Origin of the sequence: Pseudomonas sp. MWU15-20650 (assembly GCF_023242475.1) — a bacterium.
Lineage (GTDB): Bacteria > Pseudomonadota > Gammaproteobacteria > Pseudomonadales > Pseudomonadaceae > Aquipseudomonas.
Genome location: NZ_JALJFG010000001.1, coordinates 289,891 through 311,561, shown reverse-complemented (window position 1 = coordinate 311,561; position 21,671 = coordinate 289,891). Strand labels below are relative to the sequence as shown.

Annotated in this window: 17 protein-coding genes; 4 read left to right on the top strand and 13 right to left on the bottom strand. The window is 62.6% G+C overall.

Annotated elements, in window-relative coordinates; translation table 11 throughout:
• Positions 1–53: 53 nt before the first annotated feature.
• The 13 genes from M5B43_RS01365 to tagH all read right to left on the bottom strand — a co-directional run bounded on the left by M5B43_RS01365 (position 54) and on the right by tagH (position 17,542).
• Entirely contained in the window at positions 54–428 is a 375-nt protein-coding gene (locus M5B43_RS01365; protein ID WP_010207528.1) for a hypothetical protein, read from the bottom strand.
• A gap of 123 nt (positions 429–551) precedes the next feature.
• Positions 552–1,475, bottom strand: a complete 924-nt coding sequence (gene tagQ / locus M5B43_RS01360) for a type VI secretion system-associated lipoprotein TagQ (protein ID WP_248748449.1) — start codon at positions 1,473–1,475, stop codon at positions 552–554.
• Between the two features lie 84 nt (positions 1,476–1,559).
• Positions 1,560–3,272 (bottom strand): SUMF1/EgtB/PvdO family nonheme iron enzyme, encoded by a 1,713-nt coding sequence (locus M5B43_RS01355; protein WP_248748448.1) that lies wholly within the window; start codon positions 3,270–3,272, stop codon positions 1,560–1,562.
• Positions 3,265–4,449: an ABC transporter permease gene (locus M5B43_RS01350; RefSeq protein WP_248748447.1), complete on the bottom strand. Its 1,185-nt coding sequence runs from the start codon at positions 4,447–4,449 to the stop codon at positions 3,265–3,267. Before M5B43_RS01350 ends, M5B43_RS01355 begins: the two co-directional genes overlap by 8 nt.
• Positions 4,449–5,153, bottom strand: a complete 705-nt coding sequence (locus M5B43_RS01345) for an ABC transporter ATP-binding protein (RefSeq protein ID WP_248748446.1) — start codon at positions 5,151–5,153, stop codon at positions 4,449–4,451. The genes M5B43_RS01350 and M5B43_RS01345 overlap by 1 nt, the downstream gene beginning before the upstream one ends.
• Entirely contained in the window at positions 5,153–8,143 is a 2,991-nt protein-coding gene (locus M5B43_RS01340) for a serine/threonine-protein kinase (RefSeq protein WP_248748445.1), read from the bottom strand. Before M5B43_RS01340 ends, M5B43_RS01345 begins: the two co-directional genes overlap by 1 nt.
• Positions 8,140–8,859, bottom strand: a complete 720-nt coding sequence (locus tag M5B43_RS01335; protein WP_248748444.1) for a protein phosphatase 2C domain-containing protein — start codon at positions 8,857–8,859, stop codon at positions 8,140–8,142. The genes M5B43_RS01340 and M5B43_RS01335 overlap by 4 nt, the downstream gene beginning before the upstream one ends.
• Positions 8,860–9,513, bottom strand: coding sequence for a type VI secretion system-associated protein TagF (tagF, locus tag M5B43_RS01330; protein ID WP_248748443.1), 654 nt, complete (start codon positions 9,511–9,513; stop codon positions 8,860–8,862).
• Positions 9,510–13,010: a type VI secretion system membrane subunit TssM gene (gene tssM / locus M5B43_RS01325; RefSeq protein ID WP_248748442.1), complete on the bottom strand. Its 3,501-nt coding sequence runs from the start codon at positions 13,008–13,010 to the stop codon at positions 9,510–9,512. Before tssM ends, tagF begins: the two co-directional genes overlap by 4 nt.
• Positions 13,007–14,296, bottom strand: coding sequence for a DotU family type VI secretion system protein (locus M5B43_RS01320; RefSeq protein ID WP_248748441.1), 1,290 nt, complete (start codon positions 14,294–14,296; stop codon positions 13,007–13,009). The genes tssM and M5B43_RS01320 overlap by 4 nt, the downstream gene beginning before the upstream one ends.
• Before the next feature lie 6 nt (positions 14,297–14,302).
• Positions 14,303–15,637, bottom strand: coding sequence for a type VI secretion system baseplate subunit TssK (gene tssK, locus M5B43_RS01315; protein ID WP_248748440.1), 1,335 nt, complete (start codon positions 15,635–15,637; stop codon positions 14,303–14,305).
• 18 nt (positions 15,638–15,655) lie between these two features.
• Positions 15,656–16,165: a type VI secretion system lipoprotein TssJ gene (gene tssJ, locus M5B43_RS01310; protein ID WP_248748439.1), complete on the bottom strand. Its 510-nt coding sequence runs from the start codon at positions 16,163–16,165 to the stop codon at positions 15,656–15,658.
• A 51-nt stretch (positions 16,166–16,216) separates the two neighbouring features.
• On the bottom strand, positions 16,217–17,542 hold the full coding sequence (gene tagH / locus M5B43_RS01305) for a type VI secretion system-associated FHA domain protein TagH (protein ID WP_248748438.1): 1,326 nt from the start codon (positions 17,540–17,542) through the stop codon (positions 16,217–16,219).
• Positions 17,543–17,934: 392 nt separating this feature from the next.
• On the opposite strand from tagH, the gene tssA reads away from it, so the two are divergent.
• The 4 genes from tssA (at position 17,935) to M5B43_RS01285 (ending at position 21,656) form a co-directional block, all read left to right on the top strand.
• Positions 17,935–18,957: a type VI secretion system protein TssA gene (gene tssA / locus M5B43_RS01300; protein WP_248748437.1), complete on the top strand. Its 1,023-nt coding sequence runs from the start codon at positions 17,935–17,937 to the stop codon at positions 18,955–18,957.
• Positions 18,958–19,011: 54 nt separating this feature from the next.
• The gene (gene tssB / locus M5B43_RS01295; protein ID WP_248748436.1) at positions 19,012–19,518 is read left to right on the top strand and encodes a type VI secretion system contractile sheath small subunit; all 507 of its coding nucleotides are present in this window, start codon (positions 19,012–19,014) and stop codon (positions 19,516–19,518) included.
• A gap of 2 nt (positions 19,519–19,520) precedes the next feature.
• A complete protein-coding gene (tssC, locus tag M5B43_RS01290) occupies positions 19,521–21,017 on the top strand; it encodes a type VI secretion system contractile sheath large subunit (protein ID WP_248748435.1) in 1,497 nt (498 codons plus the stop codon).
• Between the two features lie 150 nt (positions 21,018–21,167).
• Positions 21,168–21,656, top strand: a complete 489-nt coding sequence (locus M5B43_RS01285; RefSeq protein ID WP_005792512.1) for a type VI secretion system tube protein Hcp — start codon at positions 21,168–21,170, stop codon at positions 21,654–21,656.
• Positions 21,657–21,671 lie beyond the last annotated feature (15 nt).

The following is a 21,671-nucleotide window of genomic DNA, read 5'->3' as shown; positions in this document are numbered from 1 at the left end:
AAGTGTGGGAGGGGGCTTGCTCCCGATGAATCCAACTCGGTCTAACTGAACGATTACTTCTTTTTCTTCGGCTTCAAATACTTGGTCAACCCCTGGAACCAGATCACCAGCGCCGGGTTGCCCTTGATCTGAATCGACTTGTCCTGAATCCCCGTCATGAACGCCAGTTGCTTGTTCTTCGCCTGCATCGTGGCGAAACCATAAGCGGCATCTTTGAACGCGATAGCGAAGGCAGGCGATGGGTGTACCCCTGACCGACTGGTGATGCGCTGGTCTTTGACGATGAAGTGACGGGCAACCTTGCCGTCGAGGGTCTGCAGCTGGAACGCCAGGTCTTTGTCACCCAGTTGCTGCTGGAAAGCGGGGTTGGTGCGGCTGGCTTTGCCCATCATCAGGCCCAGCACCCACAGAAGAAGACGAAATTTCATGCACACGGCCTCGGTGTATTTATTAAGTGGCCGCAGCAGTGTAACGATTTGCAAAAAGAACGCCACCGATCTCGCGGTTTAGCCGGAGATCGGTTGGCGTTTAACGCTTATAGCAACAAGTGCTTAGACGTTAGGGCAAGGTACCGGCGCCCAGTCGACCAGGTTTGGATCGCGGCAAGTGCCTTCGATCTGCGCTTTACCGGCGCTGGCGACCTGCTTGCTTTCCGCTTGCTTGTTCTGGGCAGTGAGGATGCTCTTCTCGGTGGTCACCGCTTCTTTCGGCACGGTTGGGAGCACTGGCTTTTTCGCGGGTTTTACCGCTTTCTTGCCCTTTGCCGGAGCCACTACCGAAGTGGTGTCAGCCGTCGCCACGGTGACCACATCGTTACGCTGCACACCCACTTGTTGCAGGTCTTTCTCGTACGCCTGGGTGTAGTTGTTCAGGTCTTCGCTGGCTTTACCGTTGACCGCAACGATCAGGTCATTGGACTCCTTCAGGCCCGCAACGATTTCCGCCAGGCGCTTGCGGCCTTCGGTGTCATTGACAGTCTTGGCCTTGCGATCGGCCACCAGCTTGGTGAACGCGCTCTGGTAGCACTGCTGCGATGCCTTGGCGTAGGCCGTGCTGCGATCGATGTCGGAGGCACTTTTGTTGAAGTCGGTCGAGTAAGAAGCGATGCGCTGGTTGTCATCGCTGATCTGCTTCTGACGCTCGGTGTAGTAACCCGCCGCGCCGCCAGCCAGGGCGCCACCTGCTGCACCGATGGCCGCGTTACGGCCGCGCTTGTCGGAGTCACCCGTCAGCGCACCGAGCAATGCACCACCGGCCGCGCCAAGGGCCGCACCGGTCACGACCGACTTGGTCATGTCCGAATCAGTCGCGCGCAAGTGCTGCACCGGCTCGTAGCAGTTCGGGTAGTACTCGACCTTGGTGCTCGACGCGACCTTGGACGCAGGCGACGTGGCGCAACCCGTCAACACAGTGCTGAAGCCTGCTGCGATCAGCAGCAGGTGACGCTTGGAAACCGCCTTACGGGAAAAAAACATAGGTGTGATCTCTATTAAGTTTGACTTGCCCAGCACGGCCCACCGCCGCCTGAGTCCCTTCCAAGCTCGCCGCACAACCAACGGTCAAGACCGCTGACCGCTCGCTGCGAGCAGTTCCTTCAAGATCGTTGCCGGGTCGGCCCGCTGTTGCTTGCGGTAGTTGCCGACATGGCGAACGAACAGTGTCGCGCGCGTCACCAGGCTCTTACCGAGCACTGGCTTGCGATCCAACTCTTCCTTGATCCGCTGAAACTGCGCCTGAATCACCGCGTCGGTGTAACGCGTGCCGGTCGCCAGGTTGTCGATATAGATCGCCACTGCGCCGTCGAGGGCGCTGCGTCCATTGTCGATGGCCGTGGCAAACAGCTGCGCGCTGGCCTCATCCTTGTTGTCCAAGGCTTGTTGGCGGCTCTTCTGCAGGTTGGTCAGGCGGATGTTGTAATTGCTGATGGTCTCGGCCACCAACGCGGCCGACTGAATCAGGTTGCCCGCCGCTTCTTCGCGTTGCTGGGCGATCAGTGAAACATTGCGCTTGAGCTCCTCGTTGACCAGCCCAAGCTCGGCTTGCAACTTGGGGTCGACGCTGGCGGCAATGATGCTGTCGAGGCGTTTGGTCGGGTCCTGGGCATCGTCGATGGCATCCGTCAGCGAGGCCAGGCGACCTTCTTTCTGCCACTGCGCAAACAGCTCCTTGTAGCGCGAGCGCGGTGCCGACAACGCACCTATCGCCACACGGAAACCCGTGGTTTCGTTACTTTGCTCAGTGCCATCAGCGGCGAACAGCGGGTATTCACGGCGCATGCCGGTGAACAGCGTGCCCTCGCCTTCCAGGTAGTTGCCACCCTTGACCACAAAGCCGCCATAAGTCCCCTGGCGACGCCCGGCGTGCACCAGCTGGAAGGACTCCTGGACCATTTCCGCCGCGTTACCAATCACATCGAACATCCCAATGGGGTTGGGCAATTTGGTGCCGATGGGCATCAGCCGCGCGGCCTGGCCGGTGCCGCCGGCAACTTGGTTGAACACCGCGTAATCCGCCAAGGGGCCATCGCTTTCGCTGCCTTCGATGCGGCGTGGAAACAGGCGCCCTTCCAGCTCCTGTCGGCTCACCGCCTGGCCACCGCGTGCGGCGTATTCCCACTCCACTTCGGTGGGCAGGCGCACAAAGCCCAGGCCACCGTCTTCCGCCGAGGTGCCACGCCCACTCACAGGCAGCAAGTCGCGGTGGTATTTCATCAGCCAGGCGCTGTACACCGCCGAGAAGCGCTCGGCTTCAAAGCGTGACAATTTCACCTTGGGCAAGCGTGCCGCCATACCGGTGGGCACATCACATGCCGGTGCCGGTTCGCCACTGGCCAGGGACTGCGCCTGAGACATCACCTGGGCATATTGGCGCGCGGTGACTTCGTACTTGCCAATGAAATACAGCATGGGCTTGAGTGGGGTCTTGGCGTCAGTCTTCGGCATCAGTGGCGCGATGACCTTGCCCCAGTCGTTGGGCAAGTCCTTGAGGGTGAACTGGCCGTTGATAAAGTCGCGGCGGTAACCGGAAATGAACGATTGCTGATAACCCGCCTCGCCTTCGGCAAAGGGGTAACCGAGGCTGATTTCGCGGTCGTCCAGGGTGCCTTGGGCCAGTACGTAAGCGTAGCGGAATACCATATTGCCTTCGCACGGCAGCGGCAGGCTGACGTCGTCGGGCAACGGCTTGGGGTTGTCGAGCTTATCGCTGGCCTCATCCGCCCAAGCCATCGAGGCCAGGCTCAGCGCCACGGCGGCGCCCAATAACTTATACATCTCTGATTCCTTCAGAAGCCTGGATACGCGCCACTCGCCACCCCCCACAGGCTGCCGCCACGGCGCTGACGCCGAGGACAGCCACCAGGGCCAGGCCGTAGTGACGTGCCAGCAGGTGGCTGGCGTATTCGCCCGGCGCCTGCACAAATAATTGATTCAGCCCCGCCTCGGCCAGGCCATACAGCCCAGCGCTGAGCAGTGCGGCAAAACCTGCGCTGTAGAGCGCCTGCACCACTACAAACAGCAACAATGCCCCGGTGGAAAACCCCAACAGGCGCAATACCGACAAATCCCGCCGCTTGCGCGCCACCGCAGCCAACACACCGGCAAAGATCGCCGCAAATGCCCCGACCAACGCCAACCCGGCGATAACCCAGAACACGATCGACAGGTTGCGGCTCAACGACTGCACCTGGGCGATGGTTTGCGCCTGGGTCGACACCAGCAGGTTCTGCCCGGCAAAAAACACCCGCAGCGGCTCCACATCGGTGAGACGACGGGCATACAGGCGAAACGCCGGATACACCCGCTGTTCGCCCACCCCCATCGCCTCGCCTTCCCAGCCCAACGCGGTTACGGCACGGCCATCGCGATAATCTTCCACCGCTTCCAACAGGCCCAACCCGGCAAACAAACCGTCACGCGCGAAGGCTTCCAGTGGCAGCACCGCCAACACCTGCAAACGCGTGCGCTGGGCTTCGACGCGCCCCGCCACTTGCCGCGTAAAACGGGTATCCAGCCAATCGCCGGGGCGGGCCGCAAGCTTCTCGGCCGCGGTATGGCTCAGCACGACCTGGTCCAGGCCCTGCGGCATTGGCAAACCCTCCAACAGCGGATCGCCGGCTGCGCTCGGCAGCATTTCCAGCGTCAGCGCGCCCACCTGCGCCGTCGCCGCAATCTGCCGCGTACGGGGTATCGCAAACGCCACATCGCTGCGCTGGCCCAACTGCTCGATAAAAGCCGCGCTGAATCGACCACCGCCCAACGGAATAATTTCACGGGTAGCGGGGTCAGTCTCCAAGCGTTCGGTCAAACTGCTAACCAGTCCAAATTTCAGGCCGAATAACACCAGCAATGGCGCAATAACAGCCACCAGCGCCAGCACCGAACAGGCCGACAGCCACGCATCGTTGCGGTAATCCTGCCAGGCGAGAGATGCCACCAGCCCCATGCGCATCAGCACGCCTCCCCAAGCGTCGCGGTGACACCGCCGTCGACATCACGACGGCAACTGATGCGCCGTACCTGCAAGCCACTGGCACGGGCCAGGGGCTCATCATGGGTGGCGATCACACACGCTGCACGGTGTTCCCGGGCCTGGGCCAGCAATGCCTGCATCACGCGCTCGGCATTCAACGGGTCCAGGGACGCGGTCGGCTCATCCGCCAGCACCAGTTGCGGCGCGTGGGCCAGGGCACGGGCGCAGCTCACACGCTGGCGTTGGCCCACCGACAGCACCGCAGGCTTTTTAGCCAACTGATCACTGATCTCCAACTGGTCAGCCAAGCGCGCCACACTGCCGTCATCCTTCAAGCCCAGCAGTTGCCGAGACAGGGCAATGTTGCTGCGCACATCGAGAAAATCCAGCAGGCCACCGGTTTGCAGCACATAGCCCAAATGCTGGCTACGCAGTGCTGCCAGCATGGATTGCTGATCGCTACGCCACAGCTCGGCGACGTCCTGTTGATTGAATTCGAACCGCTCCACCTGATCCGGCGCCAATACCAAGGCTAGCAAGTCCAGCAACGTGCTTTTGCCGCAGCCACTGGGCCCGACAATCGCCAGTTGCTCACCCGCACGCAGGTGCAGCGCTGGAATCACCAGGCTATAGCGCTGGCTACCGGTGCCCCGGTTCTTGTGCACTGCGTTCAGATTCAGCATCAAGGCAGCGTCGACAGTGGCACGCGGTACAACGCATCGCCCGGTTCGGCATCACCGAAACGGACCCAGTTGGCCACGTCATTGTGGAAGGTTTCGTAGAGGCGGATTTTCGAATCCAGCTCGTCGATGAAGTCTTCCTGCTCGGCCACGCTCAACGACAACCACAGGTCCTGGGTCATGTTCAGCGACTTGCTGCGATACGGCAGGCCCTCCAGGTATTCGCCGAGCAGGCCCCCATCGGCCAGGTTGCCACCCTTGCGCAGGGCTTGCGGATCACGGCTCATATAGGCCGAGGCGCTGGCGATTTCCTGGAAGAAGTCCTTGGGCGAGCTTTGGGTTTTGCGTGCCGCATCCACGATCAGCTTCAGTGACTGCTGCAGATCGTTGAGTTGCAACTTGGTCAGCATCACGCACACCTGGAACGCCGGCAGTGCCGGGTTGGTCAGGTCGCGGTCGGCCGTCCAGGCGCTGACCAGTTGTGGGGCCTGGCTCGCGGTTTTGCGGCCAAGGAAGTCCATGTGCATGGCATATCCGACAGCGGCGGACTTGTCGGCCAAGGTCGGCGCCGCCCCCAGCAGCGGTACCGGTTGTGGGGTGTTGCTGCGAACCTGATGCACCAGGTTGGCGAATACCGTACCGATCTCATCAACACGTTCACCCAGTTTGTGCACGTCGCCACCCGGCACCGCTGTGTAGAGGTCGCCGATCTGCGGGTTGGCGTCGGCAGTGAGGGTGCGGTACTGGCTCTCCGCACCGGCGTGGGTTTTCTTGCCGGCGTCGGTGCGCAGGTGCAAGGCGTAAATCTTGATCTGCTTGCCCAACGCGGCCTGCCGCACTTCGGCCTCGTTCATCTGGGTGGTGGCGAACGGGTCGTTCTTGCGCAAGGCTCCGGCGTCGGTGACCAACAGGATGATACGACCGCCGTAGCCCGACCAATCCATGCCATCCACCGCCTGCATCACCCCGGCGAACGCGTCCTCGTTGAAGGAATGGCTAGACACGGTAGAGGCTTTGACCTGGCGCGCCATGTCGAGAAAGCGCTGCGGGTCGCGGCCTTGATCCAGCGTAATCAGGGTCTTGGCCACGTATTCGAGGCCAGGGGTTTTCTTGATGCTGTTGCGAAAACCCACCAGGCCGAAGCTGACACTGTCCAGCTCGCCACGCTCGGTGATACGGGTTTGCAGCTCATGCACCACATCGCGCACCTGGTCGATATACGGCTGCATCGAAACGGTGGTGTCAACCACCAGCACCACGGCGGTACGAAAGGCGTCTGCGCCAGCACTGACGGCGCGTGCGGCAGGCGTGGCGGCGGTGTTGCCCGGGTCGATGGAAGCCACATTCAGCAGCTGCACCGGCTGGCCGTTTTCGTCGAAGCTCTCCTTGGCGTCGAAGATCGGCAGCAGGTAGAACTGGTTCTGCGGCACCGCGCTGGCGGTGGGCTCCAAGGCCAGGACTTGTTGATTGTCCTCGCGGTTATTCTGCGCCTTGGCCAACACGCTTTTCGCGGCGGCAGGATCGGCCAGCAGCTTTTCCACTTCACCGGGTTGACGCAGGAACATCACCGGCGCCCGGCCCGAGCGCTCGGTGAACTTGAGGACCAGGCTCTGCTTCCAATCGCTGACCTGCGCAGCCGGTAGCCAGCCATCCGTGCGGCCATCAGTGGCGGTGCCGACGCGCACCCAGGGGCTGCCGTCGACATCCTTGCGCTGGTAAACGTAGAGCACGGAAAACGCCGCCAGTGCTTGGCCTGCTGCACCACCGGCGTCATGAGACAGCTTGGCGCCCGGCTTGCTGAGCACGCGCTGGAACAAGGTCTTCTTGCCGGCCATCAGCAACGGTCGTTGACCGCCATCGACGTCCGCCACCACCGGTTTCACCTCAGGTGGCGTGACTTTCGGGAGTACTGCGGCAGGCGGTGCAGCAGGCGGTGCGACAGGCGTATCGCTGCCGCTCAGCCACCAGTAACTGGCACCACCGATGGCCAGCGCCACCGCCACGGCGACAGCCGCCAGCGCCAATACCGGCCCACGGCGCTGTTCGGACACGCCTTGGGGTTGAACCGGCGGCGCAACCACCGGTTGGCGCACGGGCGGGGGCTGATCCGTCGGGATCTCGATGGACACTGGCGTCATACCCGCCAAATCCACCTTCACTGGAATCGGCAGCGGCCGCACCAACGTGGCTTCCGGCGAGTCCACCGGCAGTTGGTCCAGTGCCCGCAGCAAGGCCGCCGCATCCGGGAATCGCTCCGCCGGGTCCTTGGCCAGCAACTGGCGCAACACGCCCTGATAACGCCCGTGGTGCACCGGCAACTCCGGCAGCGGTTCAGTCAGGTGCGCCAGCGCGGTGGAGAGCGCATCGGTGCCGTTATAGGGCAGCTTGCCGACCAGGATTTCATAAAGCACCACGCCGAGCGCGTACAGGTCGGCGCGGCCATCGATCTCTTGGCCACGCGCCTGTTCCGGGCTCATGTAGCTCGGCGTGCCCACGGCAAAACCGGCCTGGGTGAATTGCGTGCGATCGTCCAGCGACTTGGCGATACCGAAGTCCGACAGCACCGCCGTGCCATCGGCGCGGAACAGAATGTTCGCCGGCTTGACGTCGCGGTGCACCAGGCCCTGGGCATGGGCATAGCCCAACGCCGATGCAATCTGGCGGATCAACGTAATGCCCTGCTCCGGCGTCAGGCCGGCGGCGATACGCTCCTTGAGCGTGCCGTTGGGCAGGTATTCCATGGCCATGTAATACAGCTCACCGACGTTGCCGATGTCATGGATGGTGACCGTGTGCGGGTGCGATAGACGCGCCAGGGTCTTGCCCTCGCGCAGGAAGCGCTCGCAGAAACTCGGGTCGGCCGCCAGCGCCGCCGCCATCACCTTCAACGCCACCTTGCGCTCCAGTGAACGCTGGGTCGCCAGGTACACGTTGGCCATGGCGCCTTCGCCGATCTCGCCGTCGATGTCATAACCCGGGATCAGGATGTTCATGGCGAGACCTTCACGACGATAGCGGTGATGTTGTCCGGTGCCCCACGGTTGAGCCCCAGGTGCACCAGGCTGCGCACGATTTCATCCGGCGCGTCATGGCTGAGTACCTCGCGGATTTCATGGTCTTCGACGGTCTTGTTCAGGCCGTCGCTGCACAGCAGGTAGCTGTCGCCGGGGGCAATCAACAGGTCGACCACCGCCAGCTCCAGCTGCGCCTCCACACCAATCGCGCGGGTGACGATATTCGCGCGAGGATGCACGCGAGCGTCGGCTTCGCTGAGCAGGCCACTGTCTTGCAGGTCCTGCACATAGCTGTGGTCGCGGGAGATGCTTTCCAGCACACCGTCGCGCAGGCGGTACAGGCGGCTGTCGCCGGCCCACAGGCACACACCGCGCAAGCCGCGTGCAGCGAACACCACCACAGTGCTGCCCATCATGGTCACGCCACGGTTGGCGGTTTCTTCGCGCACGGTCGCGTTGATGCGCAGCAGGTCGTTGCGCAACGCCGCCGAGTATTCGTCGAGGGAGCGGCCCAGCGGCACACTGCGCAGGCTGTCGACGATCAGGCTGCTGACATAGTCCCCTGCCGCGTGCCCGCCCATGCCATCGGCCACCACCCACAGACGGTTCTCCGGCAGGTCCAGGCAGGCGTCTTCGTTGACTTGGCGAACCATGCCCACATGGCTTTTGCTCGCGGATTTGTACGTCGCCCCCATCTACACCACACCTTCTTGTCCGAGCAAAAACTGCGCAAATTCGCTGGCGGCAGGCAAGCCCTGGCACCGTAATAAACCAGGGGAAATATGGTGTGAGCCACGCCCCCACCATAGGCTCGCGCCCTCGCAAGCCTGTTCAGCGAGCGCGGCCATTCGGCTATGGGGCAGCGTGGCGGCCACCCGCTGCAGGCCCGCGAAGCGACTGTCCAGCGCACGCGGCTCACTCGCCGGAAGACCCAGGCTGTCGAGGCCATCGTTGAAACTTTCGAAGGTGGCACCTGTATCCAGGGTGCTGAGCAACAGCGCTTCGGCCTGCTCGAACCAACTGTCCGGCCCGCCCACCAGCGACGCCGGGTTGGTGTCGTGATCCAGCAAAACCACCACCGCCAAGGGAAAATATCGCCCGACCCGATCAATGCTCGGCATCACCACACCGGCAGCCGCTTGCGGCCCGCACACCCCAGGTGCCAGCACAAAGCGCCACAACGGGCTGACCAGGTACACGTTGAGCCAGTCGGCACCCAGGCTGCTCTGGCTGGCGAGCAACCCCGCCGCCAGCCAGCTGTCCCACGGCGCGATAAAGCTCTGGGGCAAGGCGCGGCTGACAAAATCTCCGCGACTGGCCAACTTGCCGTAGAAACCCAGCGTCGTCATAGCCGCTCCGGCAGGCTGAAGCCGCTGAGTACACGGCTCTTGAACGGGTTGAAGGCACTGTTGGCGCGTAACTCGTAGGCGATACTCGCCCCATCGACCCGCAGACGCAGGTTGAAGCGGTCTGGCGAATTACCGGCGCTGAGGTCGGATTGCTCCAGCAGGCGGAACCACGCCCACGGGCCATCCAGCGTGACGCCGGAACGGCCACTGGCCGACGGCGGCATGATGGAAATACGCACCACACCAATGCTGCCGGGGTTCGGCCATTGCATCGCCACCGGCCGGCTTGGGCCGTGATCGTAGCTCAACTGCTGGCCATCAAGGTCCAGCAGGAATTGGGTGATGCTCGGGTCCATCGACACGGGTTTGAGTTCGAAGCGCACGATCGGCTGGGTGCCACCGGCGCGGAAGAACGCATCACGAATCGTCGCGGCACGCTGGAAGGTTTGCAGCACGCCCGGCGCGATCCCGAGCTTCTGCGCCGCGCCCGGCTGCCAGCGCCAGGTCTGCGCGGAGGTGTCCACGTAGGGCTGCAGGTATTTGCGGAAGTAGTTATCCATCACCCCGCCGACACCGAAGAACTGGCCGAAGTCATCCAGGGTCGCGTCGCGGGCACTGCCTGGCGACATCGGGTAACGCCCCGCCAGTGACTGACGATAGACATTGACCACTTCACTGACCCAGGCCGCATTCAGCTGGTTACGCACCCCGCCCATCATGCTGTTGGTGGTGGAATTGACCACCGACTTGACCATGCCCTGCACCAACGGCGGCTGGCGCTCGGCATTCAGGCTGACCCGTGTGGCCGCAGCCGCCGCCTGGTTCTTGGCCTCGCCGAGCAAGGCGTCGCCACTGGCGCCAACCATGGCGCTGACTTGCACATACAGCGCGTTCATGTCCGCCAGCAGGCCGTCGATGGCCGCCGGTTCCCCTTCATTTTTGCTGACGATGCTATTGAGTTCGGCAAAGTGCGCGGTCACCGGATCATCCGCCGCCACGGAGGTAGTCGTCGACGCTTGCTCCTGGCCCAACAAGCTACCGAGGCGCTCCTTGAGTTTGTCGACGCCCCCTTCCACCGGCACGCCTTTAGCGGCCAATTGGCGCTCTTCGGCTTGCAGGTCAGTTTCCTTGGCCACCGCCACCAGCAATTTTTTCAGCGGCGAAGTGGGGCCGGAAATCACCCGCAGCACGTCCGCCGCCTGGGCCACACTGGTGATCGGGACAAAGTCGATGTCTGCGAGCAAGGCATCCCACTGACGCTGATAGTCCTGGAAGTACAAACGGCGCACATCCGCGGCCAGGCTCACCACGTTTTGTTGATCCGCCTGCTCACGCCCCAGCACCCATTGCTCTTCGGCGAGGGTGCCGGTCTGGTTCAGACTGCTCAGCAGGAACGCCTGGCGGTAGCCCTTGGCCGTGAAGAAGCCACTCAGTGGGTCACCCAATGGCTTGCCGCTTTTGCGGCTGAACACCAGCGCTGCGTCACGGCCGGCCGCTTCATTGAGGCGAAAGTCCGGGATGCCTTCGGGCAGCTTCTGGCGCTTGACCCGGTCGTAGACGCGCTGCGCCACCGGCAATTGCTGCAGTTGGCGACGCAGGTCGTCGATCAGCCGTGGGTCAAGGCGCGCACTCGGCGGATGACGCTCGAACAATGCCTGCAAGTGGCCGGCCAACGCCTCGCGTCGATCGGCCGGCAGGTCGCGCGGCAGGTTGCGGTCCCAGTCCAGGGCGATCCAGGCTTTGATGAAGTCGGGGTCGTAATGCTCGGTGTCGGCGAGCATCAGGTACGCCTTGAGGCCCTCGTAGAGGAAGTCGGAGTTGCCGCCGCCATGCAGTTGCTCTTCGATACGCGTCACCAAACGTGGCGCGAAGACGGCGATCAACAGCTTGCGGTAGACACTGGCGGACTCGGCCTCAAGCATATCGCCCTGATACAAGCCCAGCCCTTCGGACCAACTGGGCGAATCACCCGCCAGGTGCTTGACGGCATTGAGCAACGGCAGCACCGCAAGGACTTCGCGCTGCGCCGGGCTGAGGTTCTGCACGGCCTGGCCCAGAGGCGCGACCTTCTGATCGACCTGGGCGATGTACGCCTGGTTGGCACGGTAACTCACCCACCACAGGCTGCTGACCACCACCACCAGCGCCACGGTCGCCGCCAGTACACCCCGCGCGATCCACTTGCGGCGGCGCTCGACCTTGGGGTTCACACCGACCAGGCCACGCTCGGCAAACGCCACGGCGCTGAACAGCTTCTCGATGAAGTAACTGCGCCCGGTGCCGCTCTGGCGCGCCAACTGCTGACGGTCCAGGTTCATGCTCTGGGCCATGGCACCGATCAAGCGATCAATCGGGCTGCCTTCCTGGGTGCCGCTGGTGAAGTACACCCCACGCAGCAACACGCGCTCTTCAAAGGCATTGGGCTTGAATACGCCCTCAAGGAAGCTTTGCAGGCAATCCTTCAGTGCCCCGAACTGCTGTGGGAAACCGTAGATCAGGTCACGCCGTGCCGGGTCACGCTCCTGCTGCAGACGCTCGACCAAACGCTCATTGAGGCGCTGCTCCAGGCCCGCGAATTCACTTTGCAGGTGCGCCAACGGACTGTCGCTGTGCTTGCCATCGTCCAGGGCAAAGGTCATGCCCCACACTTGGGCGCGCTCTTCCTTGCTCAGGTTGTCGAAAAATTCCATGAAGCCCGGCACCAGGTCGAGCTTGGTCAGCATCAGGTAGATCGGGAAACGCACACCCAACTGGGTGTACAGCTCCTGGATGCGCAGGCGGATCGCCGCCGCATGAGCCGCACGCTCCTCGTCACTGCCCAATAGCAGATCCGACAGGCTGATGGCGATAAACGCGCCATCGATCGGGCGGCGCGAGCGCTGCTTTTTCAGCAGGTCGAGAAAGCCCAGCCACGCTGCTTTATCCACCGTGGAGTTGCTGTCCTGGGTGGTATAGCGGCCGGCGGTGTCGAGCAAGACGGCTTGATCGGTAAACCACCAGTCGCAATTGCGCGTACCGCCGACGCCCCTCACCGCTCCAGCGCCCAATTGGGCGGCCAGCGGAAAATGCAGGCCGGAATTGACCAGCGCGGTGGTCTTGCCCGAACCCGGTGGGCCGATGATCACATACCACGGCAACTCGTAGAGGTTGCGGCGCTCATCGCCACCCAGCTTGGCCTTTTTCAACAGCGTCAAGGCTTCATCCATGCGCTGGCGCAGGGTCGACAGCTCTTCGGCCGTGGCCACGCTGTTGGGGTCGACCGGGGTTTCCGCCGCCAGGCTGCGCATCACTTCGGCGGCCTGCCGACGCGCCTGGATAATGCGGAACACACGGTAAGCGATCCACACCGCAAAGATCAGGATGATCAAGGCCCAGCGGCGCCCTTCAGGCACCAATACATCGAGCAACGGCCCGACAAACCAGATGATCAGGCTCAAAGCGATCAGGCCCAACACGGGGATCACCCAGCGAATCATGAAACTGAAAAACGCCTTCACTCGACGCCCTCCGCCAATACGGTGATTTCAACCCGACGGTTGCGGGCACGGCCTTCGGCGGTGGCGTTGGTCGCCACCGGCTCGGTGTCGCTCCTGCCTTCAGCGCTGAAGCGATCTGCCTGGCCGGTCTTGGCCGCCAGGATTTCCAGTACCGACTTGGCTCGCGCCTCGGACAACGCCCAGTTCGATGGGAAGCGCAGGGTGGCAATCGGGCGGTTGTCACTGTGGCCGGTGACACGCACCTGGCCCTTGACCTTGCGGATAGCGTCGGCAATGCGCAGCATCAACGGCTGGTAGTCATCGACAATGCTGGAGCTGGCGGAGGCGAACAGTTCATCGCCGCGGATCGTCACCACGGAGCGGTCGACCTTATCCTCCACTGCCACGCGACCGGCCTTGATGTCTTCCGCCAGGAAGCCCGCCAGGCGTGGGCGCTCGACCACTTTGGGCTGCACCACGGGGCGGTCGATGGCCTGCACCGGGATCTCGCCCAAGGCGTGGATATTCTTGAACACCGGTTCGGCATCCGAGGCCAGTTTCAGGCGTAAACCAAACAGCAACGCCAGCAGCAGCGCCAGGCCGATGGCCACCGCGATCCACGGCGGCATGAACTGCGCCAGGCGATCACGCGCCACCGTCACGCCGCGCCAGTGCGGCGACAGCTCGCGCTCGTGTTCGCCACGGGCACTGCGGATGGCTGCGGCAGTACGCTCGCGCAACGCTTCCAACTGGCTGCGCCCGTCGTTCATCACGCGGTAACGGCCTTCGAAACCCAGGCACATGCACAGGTACAACAGCTCCAGCAGGTACAGGCGTTCCCGTGGGCTTTGCAGGCAATGGTCGAGCAATTGGAAGACCTTTTCGCCGCCCCAGGCTTCGTTGTGCACGGTGATCAACAGGCTCTGCTTGCCCCAGTCGCTGGTGCTACCCCACGGCGTACTGAGCACCGCTTCATCAAGGGCCGTGCACAGCGCATAGCGTGCCAGCAGCACTTCGTTGCGTGCCACACCGGCGGCTTCGGCGCGCTCTTCGAACTGGCGCAAGTAGGCCAGCAACTGCGCACGCAGGCTGGCCGGCGCCGGGTGGGCGATGGTGTTGCGCAGGCGTGTCAGCAACGCCAGCAACGGGCCGGCAGCGCTTTCCAGTGGGTTCAGGCCCTGGCTCTTGCCGGTGAGGATCGGCGCTGCCGGCATCGACAGCGGTGCCGGTGTTGCCCGCACGGGTTCCGGGGCGCGGCCACCCGGGCGCGGCATGAACTGAGTGCGGTCATCATCATTGGGATGCATCGCGGATTATCCTCGGATCGCCCAGAAGGCCAGGTTCAAGCCCGGGAACTGCCCGGCAATGTGGAAGGCAAAACCGCCGGAGTTATTCAGTTGCTGCCAGTGCTCGCTGCCCCGGTCCAACTCGTAATAGGTACTGCCGGCGTGGTACGGAATCTGGCGGGGCGCCACCGGCAACGGCAGCAGGCCGATACCTGGCAGTTGCAGGTTGACCATGTCGCGGATGTGCTCCACCGAACCGACTTTGCTCTGCTGGCCGAAGCGTGCGCGCAGGGTTTCGCCAGGCACATCGGCACGGACCACGAGGATGAAACTGGCGCTCTCAAGCAAGGTTTTGTCGGCCAGCATGGCGACGTGGATGCCGTAGGCTTTCTCCACAATCGGGATCGGCGTGGCCTTGCTGTCGATCAACATCGACAACGCTTCACGCAGCGCCGCCATCACCGGGGCGAAGCTCAAGGCCAGATCGTCGTGCTGGTACTGCGGGTATTCCTGAGGGCGACGACCGGACGTTGAGAAGGTGGAAAACTCACCGGCCAGGCTGACCAGCTCACTGAAGAACCGCTCTGGGTGCAACGGGCTCAACTGGCTGAGGTGCTGGATCAACGGCTGGGCGCGGTTGACCAGTTGCAACAGCATGAAGTCGGCAATTTCCGAAGCGCCACCGGCGCCCGACGCCACCACACGCCCGGCCAGGGCTTCGCCGCGCTGGTGCAGCAGGCCCAGCAATTCACTGCGAAAGGCGGTCAGCGGTTTGCTCGCGGCCACGTCCAGCACCGGCGGGATATACGTGTCGTCGAGCACCAGCGCGCGGTCGGCGCGCTTTTCCTTGATGCGCACCAAGCCGATGGCGGCGTAATCGCTGATGCCATCCTGCGCCGTCAGCAAGCGCAATGCCCGCGAACCCAGCGCCACCGGCGCGCGGTTTTCGAAGGGCGCGTTGTCATCACGCACTTCACGCACCTGGCTCACATAGCGCGCGGCTTCCAGGGCTTGGCCCTCATCGACGGTGTCGCGGGCGCCCGCACGCTTGAGCGGCAAGGCCAGGTACACCAGGCCGTCGCGCAGGTGGTCGTCGATATTCAGCGGGCTCGGTGCCAAGTCGTCCTGGGGGATATTGAACGGCGTACCGTCGGGCAACAGGCCGCGCGCCGACACGATAGCCAGCTTGCCCTGGGCCAGCAGGCCCTGGTCGATCAGCAACTCGGAAAAGCCCCAGGCGCCTGCAGACAGCGGACGGCTGCGGGCGTCGATCAGGTTTTCCAGGTAACGGTCATGCTGCTGGAAGTGCTGCGTTCCGATGAACATGCCTTCCGACCAGACCACACGATTGTTCCAGGACATGGGGGCTCCGATTGCTTGTTATTGGGCAGGGCTGGATGGGGTGACCACGGCGTCGGCGCGTACGGCACGGACATCGAGGCTGATCTGGTATTCGCTGTATTGGCGTGGCGGCACGTTGATGACGGTGCGCCACTGCGCGCGATCCAACTCGCGATAGCCCACCAGCAAGCCGATCTGGCGCGTGGACGGGTCGAGGTCGCGTTGAATGCTCAACTGCTGGCCGGGCTGGACCACCACTTCGTCCTGGTCCAGCAGGTCCAGGCCGAGTGTGGATTGCGCGCGATCAGCCAATGCGAAGTAGTCGGAACGTGCAAAGGTGGCGGCGTTTTTCAGCTCGAAAATCCGTACCCGCACCGGGGCTGGCTGGCCATTGGCACCGGGGTTAAGCCCGGCGATCGCGTGGAAGTGCAACTCGACAGCGGCGGTATCCGCTTCAGCTTCGGCAACCGCTGGGGGCTTGACCGTGTCCTTGGCACACGCCGTCAGTAGCAGCGCGGTGGCGGCTACGAGTAAAAACCTGGGAATCATCCTGCGTCCTCAATGACGTACTTAGCTATCCGTTGATCCATGTGTTGCGGTTTAGCGACGCTGTCGTGCGCTGTGTTCTTCGTAGGCCCGGCTGAACTCTCGGCCAAACAAGTCCTGGAAATCGTCCTGGGCCTCACGGGAAATATTGCTGTAAAGCTCGGTGAACTGCTGCCAGTACTGCGCCTGGCGGGAGCCGTTGAACAGACTGGACAGCCCGCCGGGCTTGCCCATGCGTTCTTCCAACTGCGCCGGCTCAAAGCGCGAGAGCAAGTGCTTGATCGCCGCTTCCACGCCCGCCATCACCGCGAGTTGGTGGGCGCGCAGGTCGTCAAAACTGTCACGCACGGCCACATCCGGCGCCATGAACGCCAGGTTGCCGTGGCGAAGCAGCAGCAGTAACGCTTCATCGGCATTCGGGGCGAATTTCAATGGATTGTTTTCGGCCGGCCGGATCATCGTCTGCTGCATACGGAACTCGCCCTTGAGGCTGGCTCGGGCACGCAATACGTCGATCAGGCCCTCGACCATCAGCCGGTAGCTGCGGCCGATACTTTCCATCTGGGCGCTGGCGTCGGCTTTATCGAGACGCAACTGGTCAAGGCCCGCACCGCGCAGGAACGCTTGCAAGAGGTCGGGTGAGGGTTCGCTGTCGGCCACAGGGCGCGCGGGCTCGACCACAGGCGGTGGCGCGATCACCGGTGCAGGCGGTGGTGCAACGCTGACGACGGGTGCTGGCGTGTCGGCAAACAGGTCCCAATCTTCGGGAATCACCGAACCTTGCGCCACCGGCTTCTCGACCACCGGTACGGCAACCGGAGTCGGCGGACGGAAATCGTGTTGTTCACACGGCACATGATCAGCCACAGTCGGCGGCGGAACGGCGGTGGGGCTGAGGAAGTCGAACAGATCCGGCAGGGTCTCCATCGATGAGGCGCCGTGGAACTGCGGCGCGATCATCGGCGTGGGCGCGGGCGTGCTCGCCACGGCGCCCATCAGCGCTTCGAAACTGTTCGGCGAGTCACCGGCAAACGGCTGGCTGTCGACGGCCTGCACATTGAAGTCGATACGCGCCTGGATTTCGTAATCGCCGATACGAATCAGCTCGCCATCCTGCAGGGGCTCGCTATTACCTCTGCGCAAACGGATACCGGCGTTAACCAACTCCACACCGTTGGTGCTGTTGTCGGTCAAATAGTAACGACCGTCTTTGTATTGAATAACGCAATGCTGGGAGGAGACGAGGCGTTCAGGGTCAGGCAATACCCAATCGTTATCCGAATTGCGGCCAATAGCCATCACGCCCTGGTCCATGGACTTTTCGGAGCATTGCCCAGGGGTGATTTTGTGATAACTAGTGATAGTCAAACACAGCGACATCTTGCCTCCTTGCTGATACATCGCGCGCGGTCCACCCAAGGGATCAGGCTTCCCAAGCGATTCCCGCCAAGCCGTGCGAACGGCCGAAAAATCTGCTTTTATCAGCATGATCGCTGATCTTAGCTGGCTTCCATGACAAAAATCCTGTCTGGGTACGTCGTCCGACCCATCAGTCGCACAGGTTGTTAAACACCGCACATCTGTCACAGAGGCCGAATAGCTTACCTTGACAAGGCATAAGTACTACACCAAAAATGCACAACTTCTTGAACATCAGTAGTGGCACCGTAGTGGCACTCTGGATATGTGACCAAGAAAACATGCAAAGTTCATCGCGCAACTAATGCATGCATTGCCCGCCATCTAACGGGCTGATAGGGAGATCAATTTCAGTGGATGTGCCGTTGCTGCTCACCGCCGTTTCCGCGACTTCGCCCTGTGGCGAAGACATGGAGTATGACGCGGATTTTCTCCACCTGGAGCGTGCCGCCAAGGGTCAGCCCGAGCGCAGCATGGGCGACTCGATCCTGCCCGCTGAACCGCCGGAGTGGCGCGGTATCCAGCAGCAGAGCCTCGACTTGTTGGCGCGCAGCAAAGACTTGCGCATCACTCACTTCCTGCTGCAAAGCGCCCTCGCCCTCCAAGGTGTGGCCGGGCTGGCCGAAGTCCTTGCGCTGATCAACGCATTGCTGCGCGAATACTGGGCCGACCTGCACCCGCGCCTGGATGCCGACGATGATAACGACCCCACCGTGCGCATCAATGCCCTGTCTGGCTTGACCAGCGACACGACCATTCGTCTGCTGCGCGAAAGCATTCTCACGCGCTCGCGCACCTTTGGGCCCGTGAGCCTGCGCGCCGCGCTCAACGCCAGCGGCCTGCAGAGTTTCGCCGACGAACAATTGGGTGCCCAGCAGCTCAACGCGGCCTTCCTCGACAGCGACCCCGAACACCTGCAAGCCACCCGTGACGCCTTGAGCGCAGCACGTGCGGCGTGCGAAGCCATTGAGCAACAGGTCAACGATCAGGTCGGTTCCGCCCAAGGCGTGGACCTCAGCGCCTTGAAGCAACCGCTCAAGCAGGCGCTGCAAATACTCAACCAAGCGGTGCCAGGCACCGACAGCAGCAGCCGCGAACCCGAGGCCGTCAGTGAAGACAATGCCCCCTCGGTTGACTACGCCGCTGCCCCCGCCGCACCTCGCCCAACCGGCGATATCGCGACCCGCGATGACGTGCTGCGCAGCCTCGACAAGATCCTTGCGTACTACACCCGGCACGAGCCTTCGAGCCCGCTGCCGGTGCTGTTGAACCGGGCGAAGAATCTGGTGCACGCCGACTTCGCGGCCATCGTGCGCAATCTGATTCCCGACGGCATGTCCCAATTTGAAAACCTGCGCGGCCCGGACAGCGAATAAGCCACCGGACCGTGCAGTAACAACACCGTCGCTCAAGCGACCAGGAGCAGCAACGTGGCGAAGCAAAGTTCTCAGAAATTCATCGCGCGCAACCGTGCGCCTCGAGTGCAGATCGAGTACGACGTCGAGCTCTACGGCGCCGAGAAAAAGGTCCAGCTGCCCTTCGTGATGGGGGTGATGGCCGACCTCGCCGGCAAGCCTGCCGAGCCTTTGGCGCCCGTGGCCGACCGCAAGTTCCTTGAAGTCGATGTCGATAACTTCGACTCACGCCTCAAGGCCATGCAGCCGCGCGTGGCGTTCCACGTACCCAACGAGCTGACCGGCGAGGGCAACCTGAGCCTGGACATCACCTTCGAAAGCATGGACGACTTCAGCCCGGCCGCCGTGGCGCACAAGGTCGATTCGTTGAACCAGTTGCTCGAAGCCCGCACTCAGTTAGCCAACCTGCTGACCTACATGGACGGCAAGACCGGCGCTGAAGAAATCATCATGAAGGCGATCAAGGACCCGGCACTGCTTCAGGCACTTGCCAGCGCGCCTAAGCCTGCAGGGGAGCAGTAATCATGACTGACAATACCGCCCGCGAAGGCTCCCAGATTCTGGGCGCCACCGAAGAAGCCAGCGAGTTCGCAAACCTGCTGCTGCAAGAGTTCAAGCCCAAGACCGAGCGTGCCCGCGAAGCGGTGGAAACCGCCGTGCGCACCCTGGCCGAGCAGGCTTTGGCACAAACCGATCTGGTCTCCAACGATGCGATCAAGTCGATCGAGTCGATCATCGCGGCCATCGATGCCAAGCTCACCGCTCAGGTCAACCAGATCATCCATCACCAGGATTTCCAGCAGCTGGAAAGCGCCTGGCGTGGCCTGCACTACCTGGTCAACAACACCGAGAGTGATGAGCAGCTCAAGATCCGCGTGCTCAACATCTCCAAGCCGGACCTGCACAAGACCCTGAAGAAATTCAAGGGCACCGCCTGGGACCAGAGCCCGATCTTCAAGAAGATGTACGAAGAAGAATACGGCCAGTTCGGCGGCGAACCGTATGGTTGCCTGGTGGGCGACTACTACTTCGACCAGTCGCCACCTGACGTGGAACTGCTGGGCGAGCTGTCGAAAGTCTGCGCCGCCATGCACTCGCCGTTCATCGCTGCCGCATCGCCGACCGTGATGGGCATGGGCTCGTGGCAGGAACTGTCGAACCCACGCGACCTGACCAAGATCTTCACGACCCCGGAATACGCCGGCTGGCGCTCGCTGCGTGAATCGGAAGATTCGCGCTACATCGGCCTGACCATGCCGCGCTTCCTCGCGCGCCTGCCCTACGGTGCCAAGACCGACCCGGTGGAAGCCTTCGCCTTCGAAGAAAACACCGACGGTGCCGACAGCTCCAAGTACACCTGGGCCAACGCCGCGTACGCGATGGCGGTGAACATCAACCGCTCGTTCAAACACTACGGCTGGTGCTCGCGCATCCGTGGCGTAGAGTCTGGCGGTGAAGTGGAAAACCTGCCGGCCCACACGTTCCCGACCGATGACGGTGGCGTGGACATGAAGTGCCCGACCGAAATCGCCATCAGCGACCGCCGTGAAGCGGAGCTGGCGAAGAACGGTTTCATGCCGCTGCTGCACAAGAAAAACACCGACTTCGCAGCCTTCATCGGCGCCCAGTCACTGCAGAAACCGGCCGAATACGACGACCCGGACGCCACCGCCAACGCCAACCTGGCCGCCCGCCTGCCGTACCTGTTTGCCACCTGCCGTTTCGCTCACTACTTGAAGTGCATCGTGCGCGACAAAATCGGCTCCTTCAAAGAGAAGGACGAGATGCAACGCTGGTTGCAGGACTGGATCCTCAACTACGTCGACGGCGACCCGGCGCACTCCACCGAGACTACCAAGGCCCAGCACCCATTGGCTGCCGCTGAAGTGATCGTGGAAGAAGTCGAAGGCAACCCGGGTTACTACAACTCCAAGTTCTACCTGCGCCCGCACTACCAGCTTGAAGGGCTGACAGTGTCGTTGCGCCTGGTATCGAAGCTGCCTTCGGCGAAAAGCGCGTAACCCACGGATGAGCTAGCACTTCTGTGGGAGGGGGCTTGCCCCCGATGGCATCGACGCGGTCTGACTGAAAGCCCCTGTCGCCTGCATCGGGAGCAAGCCCCCTCCCACAAAAAACCAAATCGAGTGGCAAGAGCCACACAGGGAGAAAACATGGCTGTTGATATTTTCATCAAGATCGGCGACATCAAGGGCGAGTCCATGGACAAGGCCCACAAGGACGAAATCGACGTGCTGAACTGGAGCTGGGGCATGGCCCAGTCCGGCAACATGCACGTCGGCGGTGGCGGCGGCGCAGGCAAGGTGAATATCCAGGACCTGTCGCTGACCAAGTACGTCGACAAGGCGTCGCCAAACCTGATGATGCACTGCGCCAGCGGCAAGCACATCGACAAGGTCAAGCTGACCGTGCGCAAGGCCGGTGGCGAAAGCCAGGTCGAGTACATGGTGATCAACCTGGAAGAAGTACTGGTCACGTCCCTGAGCACTGGCGGTTCGGGCACCGATGATCGCCTGACCGAAAACGTCACCCTGAACTTCGCTCAAGTGATGGTCGACTACCAGCCGCAGAAAGCCGACGGCACCAAAGACGGCGGCGCGATCAAGTTTGGCTGGAACATCCGTTCCAACACCAAGCGCTGATAGCCCTTGGGCCGT

Excerpts from the sequence above, each read along its gene's own strand:
- M5B43_RS01365 (WP_010207528.1), bottom strand. The coding sequence starts at position 428 with ATGAAATTTCGTCTTCTTCTGTGGGTGCTGGGCCTGATGATGGGCAAA.
- tagQ (WP_248748449.1), bottom strand. The coding sequence starts at position 1,475 with ATGTTTTTTTCCCGTAAGGCGGTTTCCAAGCGTCACCTGCTGCTGATC.
- M5B43_RS01355 (WP_248748448.1), bottom strand. The coding sequence starts at position 3,272 with ATGTATAAGTTATTGGGCGCCGCCGTGGCGCTGAGCCTGGCCTCGATG.
- M5B43_RS01350 (WP_248748447.1), bottom strand. The coding sequence starts at position 4,449 with ATGCGCATGGGGCTGGTGGCATCTCTCGCCTGGCAGGATTACCGCAAC.
- M5B43_RS01345 (WP_248748446.1), bottom strand. The coding sequence starts at position 5,153 with ATGCTGAATCTGAACGCAGTGCACAAGAACCGGGGCACCGGTAGCCAG.
- M5B43_RS01340 (WP_248748445.1), bottom strand. The coding sequence starts at position 8,143 with ATGAACATCCTGATCCCGGGTTATGACATCGACGGCGAGATCGGCGAA.
- M5B43_RS01335 (WP_248748444.1), bottom strand. The coding sequence starts at position 8,859 with ATGGGGGCGACGTACAAATCCGCGAGCAAAAGCCATGTGGGCATGGTT.
- tagF (WP_248748443.1), bottom strand. The coding sequence starts at position 9,513 with ATGACGACGCTGGGTTTCTACGGCAAGTTGGCCAGTCGCGGAGATTTT.
- M5B43_RS01320 (WP_248748441.1), bottom strand. The coding sequence starts at position 14,296 with ATGCATCCCAATGATGATGACCGCACTCAGTTCATGCCGCGCCCGGGT.
- tssK (WP_248748440.1), bottom strand. The coding sequence starts at position 15,637 with ATGTCCTGGAACAATCGTGTGGTCTGGTCGGAAGGCATGTTCATCGGA.
- tssJ (WP_248748439.1), bottom strand. The coding sequence starts at position 16,165 with ATGATTCCCAGGTTTTTACTCGTAGCCGCCACCGCGCTGCTACTGACG.
- tagH (WP_248748438.1), bottom strand. The coding sequence starts at position 17,542 with ATGTCGCTGTGTTTGACTATCACTAGTTATCACAAAATCACCCCTGGG.
- tssC (WP_248748435.1), top strand. The coding sequence starts at position 19,521 with ATGACTGACAATACCGCCCGCGAAGGCTCCCAGATTCTGGGCGCCACC.
- M5B43_RS01285 (WP_005792512.1), top strand. The coding sequence starts at position 21,168 with ATGGCTGTTGATATTTTCATCAAGATCGGCGACATCAAGGGCGAGTCC.